16 protein-coding genes and 1 pseudogene are annotated in these 14,526 nt (G+C 61.4%); 4 read left to right on the forward strand and 13 right to left on the reverse strand.

Annotated elements, in window-relative coordinates:
- Nucleotides 1-161 precede the first annotated feature (161 nt).
- The 4 genes from CER19_RS25625 to CER19_RS25640 all read right to left on the reverse strand — a co-directional run bounded on the left by CER19_RS25625 (nucleotide 162) and on the right by CER19_RS25640 (nucleotide 4,487).
- Nucleotides 162-1,013, reverse strand: coding sequence for a CAP domain-containing protein (locus CER19_RS25625; RefSeq protein ID WP_014718680.1), 852 nt, complete (start codon nucleotides 1,011-1,013; stop codon nucleotides 162-164).
- Nucleotides 1,014-1,094: 81 nt separating this feature from the next.
- Nucleotides 1,095-2,420 (reverse strand): MFS transporter, encoded by a 1,326-nt coding sequence (locus CER19_RS25630; RefSeq protein ID WP_116668435.1) that lies wholly within the window; start codon nucleotides 2,418-2,420, stop codon nucleotides 1,095-1,097.
- A gap of 56 nt (nucleotides 2,421-2,476) precedes the next feature.
- On the reverse strand, nucleotides 2,477-3,670 hold the full coding sequence (gene lhgO / locus CER19_RS25635; protein WP_116668436.1) for an L-2-hydroxyglutarate oxidase: 1,194 nt from the start codon (nucleotides 3,668-3,670) through the stop codon (nucleotides 2,477-2,479).
- Between the two features lie 106 nt (nucleotides 3,671-3,776).
- Nucleotides 3,777-4,487, reverse strand: a complete 711-nt coding sequence (locus tag CER19_RS25640; protein ID WP_116668437.1) for a FadR/GntR family transcriptional regulator — start codon at nucleotides 4,485-4,487, stop codon at nucleotides 3,777-3,779.
- Between the two features lie 325 nt (nucleotides 4,488-4,812).
- On the opposite strand from CER19_RS25640, the gene CER19_RS25650 reads away from it, so the two are divergent.
- Entirely contained in the window at nucleotides 4,813-5,490 is a 678-nt protein-coding gene (locus CER19_RS25650) for a GNAT family N-acetyltransferase (protein ID WP_116668438.1), read from the forward strand.
- Here the strand turns inward: CER19_RS25650 and CER19_RS25655 are convergent.
- Complete coding sequence (locus CER19_RS25655; RefSeq protein WP_116668439.1) at nucleotides 5,480-6,082, reverse strand: TetR/AcrR family transcriptional regulator; 603 nt, start codon at nucleotides 6,080-6,082, stop codon at nucleotides 5,480-5,482. The genes CER19_RS25650 and CER19_RS25655 overlap by 11 nt on opposite strands.
- Before the next feature lie 72 nt (nucleotides 6,083-6,154).
- On the opposite strand from CER19_RS25655, the gene CER19_RS25660 reads away from it, so the two are divergent.
- On the forward strand, nucleotides 6,155-6,754 hold the full coding sequence (locus CER19_RS25660) for an NAD(P)H-dependent oxidoreductase (RefSeq protein WP_116668440.1): 600 nt from the start codon (nucleotides 6,155-6,157) through the stop codon (nucleotides 6,752-6,754).
- 1 nt (nucleotide 6,755) lies between these two features.
- On the opposite strand, the gene CER19_RS25665 is transcribed toward CER19_RS25660, so the two are convergent.
- The 3 genes from CER19_RS25665 to CER19_RS25680 form a co-directional block, all read right to left on the reverse strand.
- On the reverse strand, nucleotides 6,756-7,145 hold the full coding sequence (locus tag CER19_RS25665) for a hypothetical protein (protein ID WP_116668441.1): 390 nt from the start codon (nucleotides 7,143-7,145) through the stop codon (nucleotides 6,756-6,758).
- 61 nt (nucleotides 7,146-7,206) lie between these two features.
- A complete protein-coding gene (gene aroA, locus CER19_RS25670; protein WP_116668442.1) occupies nucleotides 7,207-8,463 on the reverse strand; it encodes a 3-phosphoshikimate 1-carboxyvinyltransferase in 1,257 nt (418 codons plus the stop codon).
- 257 nt (nucleotides 8,464-8,720) lie between these two features.
- The gene (locus tag CER19_RS25680) at nucleotides 8,721-9,275 is read right to left on the reverse strand and encodes a UPF0149 family protein (RefSeq protein ID WP_116668444.1); all 555 of its coding nucleotides are present in this window, start codon (nucleotides 9,273-9,275) and stop codon (nucleotides 8,721-8,723) included.
- Between the two features lie 184 nt (nucleotides 9,276-9,459).
- Between CER19_RS25680 and CER19_RS25685 the strand changes: the two genes are divergently transcribed.
- Together CER19_RS25685 and nudC are read left to right on the forward strand one after the other, a co-directional pair.
- Complete coding sequence (locus tag CER19_RS25685) at nucleotides 9,460-10,272, forward strand: crotonase/enoyl-CoA hydratase family protein (protein WP_116668445.1); 813 nt, start codon at nucleotides 9,460-9,462, stop codon at nucleotides 10,270-10,272.
- A 5-nt stretch (nucleotides 10,273-10,277) separates the two neighbouring features.
- Nucleotides 10,278-11,111, forward strand: a complete 834-nt coding sequence (gene nudC, locus CER19_RS25690) for an NAD(+) diphosphatase (RefSeq protein ID WP_116668446.1) — start codon at nucleotides 10,278-10,280, stop codon at nucleotides 11,109-11,111.
- Here nudC and CER19_RS25695 read toward each other — a convergent pair.
- From CER19_RS25695 to CER19_RS25715, 5 genes and pseudogenes are all read right to left on the reverse strand, one after another.
- On the reverse strand, nucleotides 11,079-11,858 hold the full coding sequence (locus CER19_RS25695; protein WP_003191011.1) for a TSUP family transporter: 780 nt from the start codon (nucleotides 11,856-11,858) through the stop codon (nucleotides 11,079-11,081). The genes nudC and CER19_RS25695 overlap by 33 nt on opposite strands.
- Nucleotides 11,859-11,983: 125 nt before the next feature.
- The gene (pcsA, locus tag CER19_RS25700; RefSeq protein ID WP_116668447.1) at nucleotides 11,984-12,700 is read right to left on the reverse strand and encodes a phosphatidylcholine synthase; all 717 of its coding nucleotides are present in this window, start codon (nucleotides 12,698-12,700) and stop codon (nucleotides 11,984-11,986) included.
- Nucleotides 12,701-12,847: 147 nt separating this feature from the next.
- The gene (locus tag CER19_RS25705) at nucleotides 12,848-13,768 is read right to left on the reverse strand and encodes a class I SAM-dependent methyltransferase (RefSeq protein WP_116668448.1); all 921 of its coding nucleotides are present in this window, start codon (nucleotides 13,766-13,768) and stop codon (nucleotides 12,848-12,850) included.
- Between the two features lie 49 nt (nucleotides 13,769-13,817).
- Nucleotides 13,818-14,306, reverse strand: a complete 489-nt coding sequence (locus tag CER19_RS25710; RefSeq protein WP_014718664.1) for a DUF1289 domain-containing protein — start codon at nucleotides 14,304-14,306, stop codon at nucleotides 13,818-13,820.
- An 87-nt stretch (nucleotides 14,307-14,393) separates the two neighbouring features.
- Nucleotides 14,394-14,526, reverse strand: a pseudogene (locus CER19_RS25715) (ribonucleotide-diphosphate reductase subunit beta); the annotation flags it as partial.

The following is a 14,526-nucleotide window of genomic DNA, read 5'->3' on the forward strand; positions in this document are numbered from 1 at the left end:
TTGCTTGCTACGTATTGTTTAGCTTTGAAGAGTCAGGCCGACTAGCAACAGACCGGTATGACCGCATTCAGTTCAGCGCAATTATCTCCCTGATAGCACTTTGATTTCATTGTCTATTTGCACGCCGTCATTATTGGCCGGGTTGGGCCGGCGCCCACCCTTTATTGCGTGCCGAATAAGCCTGTCCAGTAGATGCCCGCGTCACTCTTGGGGTCCATGGCGTAGGCGGCGCCCAATTCGCGAAACTGCGGGTTCATCAGGTTGGCGCAGTGGCCGGGGCTGGCGAGCCAACCGTCGACGACCTTGCGCGGCGTGTCGAGGCCGGCGGCGATGTTTTCACCGATATTCTTCGCGATATACCCGGCCAATTCTGCACGGTCGCCGGGCGTACGGCCGTCGGGGTCCAGGTGGTCGAAGAAATTGCCGTTGGCCATGTTGCGGGTGTGGCTGTTGGCTGCGCCGGCCAGCGTGTCGTTCCACGATAAGGGCGCCGTGGCGGTGAACGCCTGGGTGCCACACTGGCGCGGCTCGGCACGGGCGGTGTTGATCAGGTCGAGCAGTTTTCTGCCTTCGGTCTGCCAATCGCCCAGGCCGCTGGTAACCAGCGGGCGAGCCAGCACGATGCGCCAGTCCTGGCCGCTGTTGCTGACGCCGATGTCGACAAATTGCGGATCGAGCACTACGCGGCAGAAGCTCTCGCGCACCGCTTTCATCGCGGCCTCGGCATCCTTGGGCCCGGACAGGCTGATAGCCTGCACATTCACCATGGGGTACGCAGCCCGCGCCAGCGACTGCTGCAAATCGCCGACATTGGACGCCGGCAACACCAGCCGTGTGTCGCTGGTCAGCGGCGGCAGCTCCTGGGAACCCTGGTCACCGCAGCGTTGCACCTGGCTGCGGTATTGGTTGATCTGTTGGACTAACTGACTTTCTTCATTCGCCATCGCGCTGGCGCAGAACACCGTAGTGGCGGCCAGCGTCGTAAGACCCATCATCAATGACAGAACGCGCATGGACGTTACCCTTGAGCTTGAAAGTGCCCATGATGCGCGATCCAGGTGCATCCATGCACCCGTTGGTCCGAACTTTTTTGCTCAGTTCTTGAATGCCGAGTGTTTCGCGCCCTGATCGCACAGGGCAAACACCACCACCAACAAGGCAGAAATCGCGAGGATCACCACCACGCCATCGGTGGAGTGGGTGGCCGACGCCGCCACCATCGACAGCGCACCCAGCGGTGCCAGGCCACCGGCAATGGCGGTGCCGATTTCCCGCCCGGTGCCAAAACCCGAAGAGCGCGTTTGCGTCGGGAACTGCCGGCTCAGGAACGAGCCCTGGGGCGCAAACATCATCGGCGCGAGGATACCGGTGCCCACACCGATGGCGAGGTAAATCATCAGGCTTTCACCGCTGTTGAGCAGCGCCAGGAACGGGTAGGCGAACAACAGCGAGCACAGCCCGCCGAGCATCAACACAGCCTTGCTGCTCCACTTGTCACACAGCCAGCCGAAGCAGGGCACGGCGACGATGGCCACCAGGCTGGCGATGGTCACCGACAGCGAGGTGACATGCACATCCACGCCTTTGAATTGGGTCAGGTACGCCAGGGAGAAGGTCTTGAAGATGTAGCTCAGGGCGTTGTAGCCAATCGCGACAAAAAACACCACGGCGAGGCCCTTGAGGTCGTTCTTGAACAAGGCTTTGAGGGGCGATGGCTTGGCTTTGGCTTTTTCCTTGCTCAGCGCTTCGAACTGCGGGGTTTCCGGAATGCTGTTACGCACCCACAGGCCGACGCCCACCAGCACGATGCTGCAGATAAACGGAATACGCCAGCCGCCGGCCAGCAGGAACTCGTTGCCGTTGATGGTCAGCAGGTAGATGGTCAGCGAGGACAGCAACAGGCCCAGGTTCAGTCCCAATGCCGGCCAGGCGCCCTGGCTGCCACGCTTGCCTTGGGAGGCATGCTCGTAGGAGGTGACCGCCGCGCCTGACAACTCGGCACCCGCGCCCAGGCCCTGGATGATGCGGATAAACACCAGCAGGATCGGGGCCCAGATGCCGATGGAGGCGTAGCTGGGGATCAAGCCGATCAAGGTGGTGCACACGCCCATCAGGCAGAAGGTCAGCACCAGCACTTGCTTGCGCCCGAACTTGTCGCCCAGGTAGCCAAACAGGATGCCGCCGAAGGGGCGGGCGATAAAGCCGATGGCAAAGGTCGAAAAGGCCATCAGCGTGGCAGTCTTCGGGTCGCTGTTATCGAAGAAGATCTTCGAAAACACAATCGCCGCCATGGTGGCGTACAGGTAAAAGTCGTACCACTCCAGCATCGAGCCGAAGATGGTGGCGGCGGCTACTTTGCGCAGGCGCTTGCGGGTTTGTTCGGGCGTTTCGGTACCGGGGATGGAGGCGGATGCCGACATGCTGGACTTCCTTCTGGGTCTTTGTAGTTATTGTTGGGTGAACGGGCGGTGCGGTCTTACTGGAGGTGGAACAGGCGGTCGGCGATCATTGCGCCGATGGGCATGGCTGAGGTGGCGGCCGGTGAGGGCGCATTGCACACATGCAGCATCCGTGAGGTTTGGGCGAACAGAAAGTCGTGCACCAGGCTGCCGTCGCGCATCACCGCCTGGGCACGGATACCGGCCTCGTAGGGCAGCAAGTCATCGAGGGTCAGGGACGGGCAGTACTTGCGGCACTGCTCCAGGTAGCCGGACTTGAACAACGAGTTCTTCATCTCGGTGGTGCCGGAACCGAGGTTTTGCCAGAGGGTTTTCCAGAAACCCGGGAAGCTGGCGTACTGCGCTACGTCGCGCCAGTTCACCGAAAACTTGCGGTAGTTCTCGCGGCCCAGGCCCAGCACGGCATTCGGGCCGACGGTGACGCTGCCGTCGATCATGCGGGTCAGGTGCACGCCGAGGAAGGGCAACTCCGGGTCGGGGATCGGGTAGATCAGGTGGTTGACGATGTTGTTCTTGGCGGCGGGCAGGCGGAAGTATTCGCCCCGAAACGGGATGATCTGATGGTCGATGCGGATGCCGGCCAGGCGGGCCAGGCGGTCTGACTGCAAGCCGGCACACACCACCAGGTGGCGGGCCTGCCAGGTCTCGCCCTCGGTGTTGACGGTGACCGTGTCGGTGTTTTCGTGGATGGCGGTGACGGTGCGCTCCAGGCAGATCTGCCCACCGTTGCGACGAATCACCTGGGCCATGGTCTCGCACACCTGGCGGTAATCGACAATCCCGGTGGCATCGAGAAACAAGCCGCCGAGGCCGACGATGTTCGGTTCACGCTGGCGCAGTTGTTCGGCATTCAAGCGCTCGACCTGCATGCCATTGAGCTGGGCACGGGCGTACAGCGCTTCCATGCGTTGCATTTCCAGCGGGCTTGAGGCCACCAGCAGCTTGCCGCACACCTCGAATTTGATCCCGTGTTCGCGGCAGAACTGCTTGGTGGCTTCGGCGCCGCGCTTGCACAAATCGGCCTTGAGGCTGCCGGGCGCGTAGTAGATGCCGGCATGGATCACGCCGCTGTTGTGGCCGGTCTGGTGCTTGGCCAGCGCCGACTCTTTTTCCAGGATCACCAGCGACGCGCCAGGTTGGCGCTTGAGCAGCTCCATGGCAGTGGCCAGGCCGACGATGCCGCCGCCGATAATGCAAAAGTCATGAATCATTGCAGGGGTACCTAGGCTGTACATTTCAGTCTGCTTATCAGGTTGTCAGACTAATGTTTTTGTTAAAAAAATGGCGTGTCCGCGGACACGCTGCAAACAAGGTAGATCAATTCGTGGTCGGTAATTCCAGTTGCAGGCGTCGCGCCGCGGCACGCAGGTGCGCCTCGGCACTGGCGGCGGCGCGTTGGGCGTCGCCGTCGGCGATGGCCTGGTAGAGCTGTTGATGTTCTTCGGTCGCATCGGCCGAACCGGTGGCAAAGCGCGACGCCGAGTTCTCCCACGCGGTTTTACGCGCACTGGCCAACTGGCTCCTGAGGAAGTCATGGAAGGCCACGAAGTAGTCATTCTTGCTGGCGTCGGCAATGGCGCGGTGGAATTCCACATCGGCCAGCGCTGCGGCTTCAAAGTCGTTGCGGTTGTCCTGCATGGCCTGCAACGCGCTCTTCATGCGCTGCAGGTCGGCGCTGTCGCGGCGCTGGGCGGCAATCGAAGCGGCCTGGGTTTCGATCCACAGGCGCACTTCGAACATCTGCGCCAGGTCAGGTCGTCGACCGTTGGGCTGCGGAAACCGAAACACCGTGCCCGCAGGGGTCTGCGAAATAAACGAGCCCAGGCCCCGGCGGGCGGTGAGCACGCCGTCGGCCTTGAGCTGGGCAATGGCTTCACGCACCACGGAACGGCTGACGTTGAGTTGTTCGGCCAGTTGCTGTTCGGTCGGCAGGCGCGACTCCGGGGCCAGTTGGCCGGATTCGATTTCTGCGCGAATGGCGCTGACAACCCGTACGACAAGCGAATCGGGGCGCTGGAGCTCAAGCATGGGAAAACCTTGGTGATCAGGTTGTCAGACAATAGTCGTTACGATTTTAGCTTGTCAACGTTTGTCTGCTTCGCGCTGGCCAGGGACTGCCCACGTCTCCAGGCGATCAGCAAACCTACCGCCATGGCGAAGCTTCGCGCCGGTAAGCATCCACCGGCAAATTCAGCATCGTGGTCGCCGGTTTCAACACGGCCATCGTCCTGGCGCGTGGCACCGACCTGGCCCATCGCTGGCTGCGCGCGTGTTTGCGCGAGGTGTGCGGGCCATGAGCGGCGCGCAACAGGTACAATCGCCGCTGCCTTGACGCGAAACCCCAGGAATTTGCATGTTCAGCCTTACCCGCTATACCACGCCGTGCCCCGAACCGATCAACAGCCAGATCCTGCAGATGGTGGTGGACAACCTCACCGACATCAGCAGCGTGGCGCTGGCACCGAGCAACCTGCTCTACAACATCTACCAGTACGCCATCGGGTTTGAGGTGCATCTGTACCTTGAGGCGTTGAATGGCGAAAAGGGCGTTGCGGTGGAGTTGGTCGTGGCGATGGAAGACGAGACGGTGGTGGGTTTTTGCCTGTATCTGCCGGTGAAGGATGATCCGCACGCGTGTGGTATTGCGTTTATGGCGGTGCAGGCCGGCTTTCGTCGCCAGGGTGTGGCACGCAGCATGATGGACGAGGTGTTGGCGCGTTATCCCCACGCCGAACTGGCCTGTGCGGTAGAGAAGGTTGCGGCGTTCGAAGCCATGGGCTTCCAGGTACGCGGTGCGCGTGGCCCCCAGGTCGTGATGAACACCCGCAACTACGGCACCGAGGGGCTGATGGGCGTGTTGGATGTGGCCTCAATCTACAGCTCGCTGGAAGTGCGGCAGATCCACACCTACCTGCTGCAAAAACACGGCAAGCGCGCCATGGTCGACGCAGAGAAACAGCGCGATCGGCACCTGGACCAGTTGACGCGCAAGGCGCAACTGTTCGTCCAGGGCCGTCTGCCTACGGCCTGACGCGCATGACCATCCCGAGGATAGTCTCCAGCAGCTCCTGCTGAGCTTCCTCGCGGCTGATCTCGCCATTGGCCGCCGCATGGGACAGGGCTTCCGCCGCGCCGAGCATGGCGCGCAACCCTGCCTGGGAAATACTGCCGCCGTGGGTGAAGGGCGACAGCGCGTCTCTGCACTTATCGAGGAAGATCGCCTCGTATTCACGCTTGGACGCTTCCAACTCCGGCGAACCGCTCAAGGCGGCAATCACCCCGGGGATTTCCCGACCTTGCAACAACACACAATCGACATATGACGATGCAATGACCCACGCGCGGTCCTCAAGGGTTGCGTTGCTGATGGCGATGGCATTGGCAAACACCTGGTCCTGGCGCGCGTCGAAGTCTGCATACAGCGCGGCCAGCAACCCCGCCCGCGTAGCGAAGTGGTCGTACACCACCGGTTTGGTGACACCTGCCAACTCGGCCAGGCGGCCCAGGGTCAGGGCGTCGGTGCCCTCGTCACGCACCAATTGCCAGGCCACGTCGAGTAACTGACGCAGGCGATCTTCACGGGACAAACGACGACGTGGAGCAGGTGATTCACTGCTTGACATGCTTATATACCAAAAGTAACTTATTCGACGTAACTTACTAAAAGTAGATTAAGCCGAAACGGAGTCAAAGTCATGCACGCACTGATCGTTGTTGCCCATCACGACCCACAATCCCTTACCCACAGCGTGGCCGCCGAGGTGGGTGCAGGCTTGAGCGCCTCTGGCCACACCTTTGAAATAGCCGACCTTGCCGCTGAAGGGTTCGACCCACGCTACACCGCCGCCGACCATCGGGTGCACCGTACTCGGGCGACGCCGCCAGCCGACGTGTTGGCCGAACAGGCCCGCATAGACCGCGCCGACGCGCTGGTGCTGGCGTTCCCTATTTACTGGTGGTCGATGCCGGCGTTGCTCAAGGGCTGGGTCGACCGCGTATTCGTCAATGGCTGGGCGATTGATTACGGCCCCGATACACCGGTGCAGAAAAAACTAAGGCATGTGCAGGTGCATCTGCTGGCCCTGGGTGGGGCTGATGACAGTGCCTTTGAGCGACACGGTTATGCCAAGGCCATGAACACCCAGATCGACTACGGCATCTTTGATTATTGCGGGGCGCGGGTACTCACCTCGCAGTTGCTGCTGGACTCGGAAAGTGGCACGGCCCAGGTGCATTTGCACAAGGCCAAGGCTGTGGGGCAGGGGTTGTTTGAGCGTGAGGCCGTCGCGGGATAATTCAAGCGTCGCGAAACAGGTCGTGGGCGTCGAGCAAGCGGTAGGCAATCTCTGGGTTTTTCTCCAGGCCACGGCGAATGGAGGCGGGGATCGACTGGCGGGTCTTGCGGCATATGCCGGGCAGTTCGTCGATGACGATCTGGATCCCGCGCATGCTCTTGACCTCGGCATGCCCGGGCGCGATGTGTACGCGGATGCCCAACTGGTCGTACATTCGCTGTTGCAAGTGTTCGAGGTCTTGCAGGCTCTTGAGGTTTTCCAGGCGCTCCAGCAGGATTTTTTCCTGCTGTCGCGTCAGTTGCAGAATGCGCAGATCAGCGCCGGGCGCTTCCAGCAGTTGTTCACGGTTGCAGACACAGGCGCCGGGTGGGCAGGGTTGGCGAAGGGTCATTGACGCTCCCGGCGAGGTTCAATTGTAGGAGCGAGCAAGCTCGCTCCTACAGGTGGCTGTGTCAGTAGTTTAAGTGGACGCCCAGGCTGGCCAGGGCTTTCCAGTAGTCAGGGTAGGTCTTGGCCACACAGTCCGGGTCTTGAATGCGAATGCCCGCGACTTTCAGCCCGGCCAGGGCAAAGCACATGGCGATGCGATGGTCGGCGTGGGTGTCGATCAGTGCGGTGCAGGCAGAGCCAGCCAGGGCGGGGTCGCTGGCGACCAGCAGGTCATCACCCTCGATGGTCGCCAGGCCCGGGCGAATTTCGTTGAGGCCATCGTGCAGCGCCTGCACGCGGTCACATTCCTTGACGCGCAGGTTCGCCAGTTCAGTGAAGCGCACCGGGGTGTTGTTGAACGCGGCGAGCACCGCCAGGGTCGGGATCGCATCCTGCATTTGTGAGCCCACCACCTTGGCCTGCATGTTCGGGAATTGCGCGATCACGGCCTGGGCCTTGGCGTCCGGCTGGGTGAAGTCCTGTGGGGCCACACCAATATCGATACGGCCACCGGTCAGTACTTCTGCGGCCCACAGGTAAGTGGCGGCGGAAGCGTCGGGTTCGATCAGGTAATCATGGGCGGTATAGCCGGTGGGGGCCACGCGCCAGGTGGTGTCGTCCACGGTGTCTACCTGAGCCCCGAACGCACGCATGCAATCGAGGGTCAGGTCCACGTAGCCACGGGCGCCGATGTCCTTGCCGGTCAGCGCCACTTCAATCGGCGCTTCGCCGCACGCCGCCAGCATCAGCAGGGCCGATACGTACTGGCTGGACAAACCACCGTCAATCTCAAAACGCCTGGCCTGGACCTTACCCACGCCGTGCACGGTTACCGGTGGGCAACCGGTGGGGCTGTCGACCTGGATGCCGTTCTGGCCCAGGGTGGCCAGCAGCGGGCCGATCGGGCGTTTTTGCATGTACTCGTCACCGTCCAGCACCACGGTGCCTTGCACGGTGGCGACGGCAGCCGTGAGAAAACGCATGGCGGTGCCAGCGTTACCGAGGAACAACGGCTGGGCCGGCAATTGCAGCGAGCCTTGGCTGGTGACGACAAAGGTGGTGTCGTCCGGCTCGTCGATGGTGACGCCCATCTGCCGCAGGGCTACCGACATGTGGCGCGTGTCATCGCTTTTGAGCGCACCGCTCAAACGGCTGGTGCCCTTGGCCAGTGCCGCCAGCAACAGCGCACGGTTGGTAATGGATTTGGAGCCGGGGGGCGCGACCTTGCCAGTGAGGGGGAAGTTGGGCGGTGTAACGGTCACGGTTTTCTGCGAACTCAAGGTACAAGGCTCCTGGTCAAGGCGAGGTGGCGTGGAGTGGCCGACGTGCGGACCCGAATCATCAGGCAAACACGCCATGCTTGTCGAGTGAGCGGGTGATCTGCGTGATTTATTGGAATGCGCTCCGGCCCAAATGTAGGAGCGAGCTTGCTCGCGAAAAACGTCAACGATAAAGCGTGCTTTCTGAATGAACGCGGCGCCTGTAAGTTTTTCGCGAGCAAGCTCGCTCCTACAACTGGCATCAGGGCTTGCCTGCCTTAACGCTGGCTCAGCCAGTAGTCATGCAGCGCCCGCGCAGCCGGTTCGATTTCGCTGACCTGCAGTTGATGGGCGTTTATATCCAGATCCGCCGGCAGTTCGAAATTGTCCTGTTCGGCGCACCAGGAAATCCGCTCCAGTTGCCCGGCTTGTGCAGCGGGCAATGGCGGCCAGTTGGCGATCGCCACACCGCGCACATAACCAAAGCACCATTCCTCGGCAAGGGTCACCGCCTGGCCTTGATGTTCGGTTTCATCGAAACGGGCTTTGAATGCCTGGGAGTCAGTGGCCGATTGCGCGGCCAGGGTATTCATTTGGCGTACACACAGCTCGAGAAAAGCCTGGGCCTCGTCCATGTTGTCCCATTCAGGGTTTTGCCCGCCCCAGATCGCCGGGAACCACTCGGCCACATCCACCTTGGCCGGGCTGGAAACCAGGGCGGCGAAATAACCGTCGAGTTCGGCCATGTTCAGCACCGAGTGGTCTTCGCCGTATTTGAGCAAGGTGGCGTCAATGAATTCGAAATCGGCGGGAGCGAGGGGTTGGGCGTGCATGGCATTTCCTTAAAACGTCGAGCGCCGCGCACAGCGCGGCTTAAAGCGCAAAGGATGGCCTGTGCATCGGGTTTTATCCAGCGTCTTTTCCCTCACCGTGGTCAGTCCCGTTTTTGGCCGATGCGCCGTGGCGCACCCTTGATATAGTCTGGCCTTTCTCAATCGCCAGTCAGGGATCACTGCCATGTCCGAATACCAAGCCTTCGTTGTCGAACTCAGCGGCAACGTTGCCCATGTGCAGATCAATCGCCCGGAAAAGATCAACGCCATGAACGCGGCGTTCTGGACCGAAATCATCGACATCTTCCAATGGGTCGACGAGACCGACGCCGTGCGTGCCGTGGTGCTCAGCGGCGCGGGCAAGCACTTTTCCTCGGGCATCGACCTGATGATGCTGGCCTCGATCGCCAATGACTTTGGCAAGGACGTGGGGCGCAATGCGCGCCTGCTGCGCCGCAAGATTCTCGAACTGCAAGCCTCGTTCAACGCCGTGGACGCTTGCCGCAAGCCCGTGCTGGCGGCGATCCAAGGCTACTGCATCGGCGGTGCCATCGACCTGATCAGCGCGTGCGACATGCGCTACGCGGCCGAAGACGCGCAATTCTCGATCAAGGAAATCGACATCGGCATGGCCGCCGACGTCGGCACCTTGCAACGCCTGCCGCGCATTATCGGCGACGGCATGCTGCGTGAACTGGCCTACACCGGTCGTCAGTTCGGCGCTGAAGAAGCGCGCAGCATCGGCCTGGTCAATCGCGTGTTTGCCGATCAGCAAAGCCTGCTGGCGGGTGTCATGGACCTCGCCCGGCAAATCGCCGCCAAGTCGCCGATTGCCGTGACCGGCACCAAGGCCATGATCAGCTACATGCGCGACCACACAGTCAATGACGGCCTGGAATACGTTGCCACCTGGAACTCGGCTATGTTGCAATCCAACGACCTGCGCGTGGCCATCGCGGCCCATATGAGTAAGCAGAAACCCGAATTCGTGGATTGACTGACATGACCCCAGGCTGGATTACCACAACGCTGCTGGACAACGACGCCCCCGGCGGCTGGGCCGTTGCCCGCAGCCGCGAAGGCTTTTTACACGATACCAACGGCCCGCTGTTCCCGCGCGAATGGCTCAAGCGTCAGGACCTGTCGGTGTTTGCCGAACACGGTATCGGCCATCTCGATGGCGAGCCGGTGTACCTGTTGGAACTCAACGCGCCGGCAGAGGTGCCAGGGTGCAGTTGGCAAGGCTTGCGCGGCTTTATGCTGCAAGGTGATCACACCCTGTACAAGGTGCTGGGCTACGCCGCGCAGATCGGCACCTGGGCGCGGGAGCACCGTTTTTGTGGCAGTTGCGGCCAGGCGATGGTACAGGTACCGCGGGAGCGGGCGATGTATTGCCAGGCCTGCGACCTGCGCAGCTACCCACGCATCTCGCCAAGCATGATCGTGCTGGTGACCCGTGGCGATGACATCCTGCTGGCGCGCTCGCCGCGTTTCGTCACGGGGGTCTACAGCACCCTGGCCGGTTTTGCCGAGCCGGGTGAGTCCGCCGAAGACTGCCTGATCCGTGAAGTGCGCGAAGAGGTGCAGGTGGAGGTCAAGAACATCCAGTACATGGGCAGCCAATGCTGGCCGTTCCCTCACTCGATGATGCTGGGCTTTCACGCCGAATACGCCGGTGGCGATATCGTACCCCAGGCCGACGAGATCGAGGACGCGCAGTGGTTCAATATCCACGAGCTGCCGCCGTTGCCGGCGTCACGCTCGATTGCGCGTTACCTGATCGACCTCTACGTGGCCCGCCGTTTAGGCCACGCTGAACCAGTGCTGCCAGGCTAGGCGCACGGTCAGGCCCAGCACCACGGTGATGAACACCGGGCGAATGAATTTGGCGCCGCCGCTGATCGCGCTGCGTGCGCCAAAGAACGCGCCACACATCACCGACACACCCATCGCCAGGCCGACGATCCAGTCCACCGACCCATTGATGATGAACACCGTCAGCGCCGCCGCGTTGCTGACGAAGTTCATGCTGCGCGCCACGCCGCTAGCCTTCACCAGGTCGATGGGGTGCAGCAGCATCGTGCTGACCGTCCAGAACGCGCCCGTGCCGGGCCCGGCCACGCCATCGTAAAAGCCCAGGCCAAAGCCTTGGGTGGCTTGCCATTTCTTTTTGATCGGGGCCTCGGCATCCAGTGGTGCCTTGGGCGTGCCCCCGAACAGCAGGTACACACCGCAGGCGAAGACGATCACCGGGAGCATCTTGTTCAGGGTTTCGGCAGGCAAGTAATGGGCGACGACCGCGCCGGTCAGCGCACCGATCAAAGTGCCGACGATGGCGTGCACCCATTGGCGTGGGTGGAACAACTTGCGGCGGTAGAAGGTAAAGCTGGCGGTGGCCGAGCCGAAGGTGGAGCTGAGCTTGTTGGTGCCCAGCACCAGGTGCGGCGGCATCCCGGCGGTGAGCAGGGCGGGCGTGGTCAACAAACCGCCACCGCCGGCGATGGCGTCGATAAAACCGGCGATAAAAGCGACAACGGCCAGGATAGCCAGGGTGGTGAGGTCAACGCTGAGTTCGAAAGGCATGGGCAGGGCTTATTGTTGGAGGTGCGCTATGCGAAAGGTCGCCATCTTACCTGCCGAATGCACGCAGAACCAAGTGTGGGAGGGGGCTAACGCTCCTACAGGCATTCGGGCAAGCCCCTGCTTGGCTATTTGTGGGTTCCCAGCCACTCCAGTGCCGTGCGCCAGATGCAGATACCCAGGAAGTACGCCGACATCAGCGACCACAAGCCAAATGTCCAAGGGTTGGTATTCGGGTAATCCACCACCATCAGAAAGCTGCACAGCAGCCAGATAGTGGTCACCGCGATGTTGATCGGCATGAAACGCTTGACCCGGAACGGGTGCAGGAACTTCATCGGCGTCACGGTCAATAGCGCCAGGCCGATCACGGTCAGCAAGGTGACCCAGGCATCCGGCTGGATGATATAGACGCACAGGGCAACGACGTTCCAGGCGGCAGGGAAGCCGACGAAGTAGTTGTCCTTGCTCTTCATGTTCACGTTGCAAAAGCAGAACAGCGACGACACCAGAATCACCGACACTGCAAACAGGTGGGTGAAATCAGGCAGGTCGATGTAGCGGTAGATAAACAGTGCAGGAATGAACACGTAGGTGAGGTAGTCGATCACCAGGTCCAGCACCGAGCCGTCAAAGCTGGGCAGCACCGTGCTGACATTCACCCGTCGCGCCAGCGAGCCGTCGACGCCATCCACCACCAGTGCCAGGCCCAGCCACAGCAGGCACGCCTTGGGGGAGTTTTCCAGCAGCGCCAGGGTGGCCAAAAAGGCCAGTACCACACCGGTGGCGGTAAAGCCGTGGGCGCCCCAGGCTTTGAGTCTGGCTACATGCAGGGTCGATATCACGGGCGGTTCTCCAAAAGGTCAAACGGGGCAGCCGACGACGTAGCGCCGTCGAGTCTGGCCAGGGAATGCAGGTATCGACCGGGAAGGGGAGGATAAGGTTCACCGCCCGGCGTATCCGTTAGCGTAGCAAGCGCAGGATGTTTCGCATCAGCCCTGACGGAACACCAGTGCCTTTAGCCCACTCTGTGGGTCAATGTCAGGAAATTCCGGTGGGTTTTCCAGCCGCTGTACAAACCGCAGGCCCGGTGCTTCGCGGGTCACGCCGTCGATCAGGAAATCTTCGCCGAAGGCCGGATCGTTCATGCATGCCAGTACGGTGCCGTGGGCACTGAGCAAGTCCGGCAGGCGGCGCAGCACGCGCTGGTAATCCTTGGTCAGCAGGAAACTGCCTTTCTGGAAGGAGGGCGGGTCGATGATCACTAGGTCATAAGGACCGTTGTTCGTCACCTTGGCCCAGGACTTGAACAGGTCGTGACCCAGGAAACTCACTCGGCTCAGGTCGTGCCCATTCAGGCGATGGTTGTCACGGCCACGGCTGAGGGCACCACGGGCCATGTCCAGGTTCACCACATGGTCGGCGCCGCCTTCGATGGCGGCCACGGAAAAACCGCAGGTATAGGCAAACAAATTCAGCACACGCTGGCCTTGGGCCTGTTCGCGCACCCAGTTGCGCCCGTAACGCATGTCGAGGAACAGCCCACTGTTCTGCTTTTTACCCAGGTCGATCAGGTAGCGCAGGCCGCCCTCGGTGATGGTCAGCTCGTCGATGGCGTCGCCCACCAGCCATTCGGTGGTGCTTTGCGGCAGGTAGCGGTGTTGCAGGGCCACGGTGTGCACGCCGAGAGCTGCCCAGTCGATGTGCAGTAGCGTTTGCTTCAGGGCCTGCAGGTGCTCGGTTTCCTTGAACAACGCCACCAGCACCACCCCTTGCAGCCAGTCCACCGTCAGTTGTTCCAGGCCCGGCCAGCAACGGCCACGGCCATGGAACAGGCGCCGAGTTTCCGCAGGTGCGTCAGCCAGGGCAGTGAGCAAGTGGGCGTGCAGGGTAGCGAGTGCGTCTGGGGTCATCGTTAAGCGTCAGTCATCGGGCGGGCGGCATTTTAAACACAACTGTGGGTCAGCGCGTGGCAATCAGCGCCGGTCCGAATGACTCTTTCAAGAAAACCGGGGCGATATAGCGCTCGTAATGCGCCTCGGACAGCAGAAAAAACTCTCGATCTATCGCATCGCGTAAATCCGCCAGGTGGCGTTCGCGAAACTCCGGTAACAGCGTCAACCCATAGGCATCCAGCTTGGAAATTACCCGCGCACCCCGCGCAATCAACTGGTATGCCCAGCAATACGGCGACTGGTGCGGCATAAAACGGATCTTGCGCGCTTCCAGCTGCTGTCGCAGGCAGTGCGGGTCGAACACTTCCAGCTTGCTGGCCATCACCTGCACCAACAGTTGTTCCAGACGCAGCCACACCGCCTGTTTTTCCTCGGCGTTATAGCCATTCCACTGGATCACCTCGTGGTGATAGCGCTTGCAGCCCCGACAGACCAGGTCACCGTAGACGGTGGAACACAGCCCGACGCAGGGGGTTTTGATGGTGTGGTTGGGCATAAAGGCTTACTTGCAAAGTCTATGGATCACCAATAGCCAATGTGGGAGCGGGCAAGCCCGCTCCCACATTTTTTGGTTCGTGTTGATTCAGTCCCAGCTCAATGCGCCGCCAGTCTGATACTCGATCACACGGGTCTCGAAGAAGTTTTTCTCTTTCTTCAAGTCCATGATCTCGCTCATCCACGGGAACGGGTTGGTGGTGCCTGGGTACTCTTCCTTC

The organism is Pseudomonas sp. GL93, assembly GCF_003408955.1.
In the GTDB taxonomy this organism is placed as follows: domain Bacteria; phylum Pseudomonadota; class Gammaproteobacteria; order Pseudomonadales; family Pseudomonadaceae; genus Aquipseudomonas; species Aquipseudomonas paracarnis.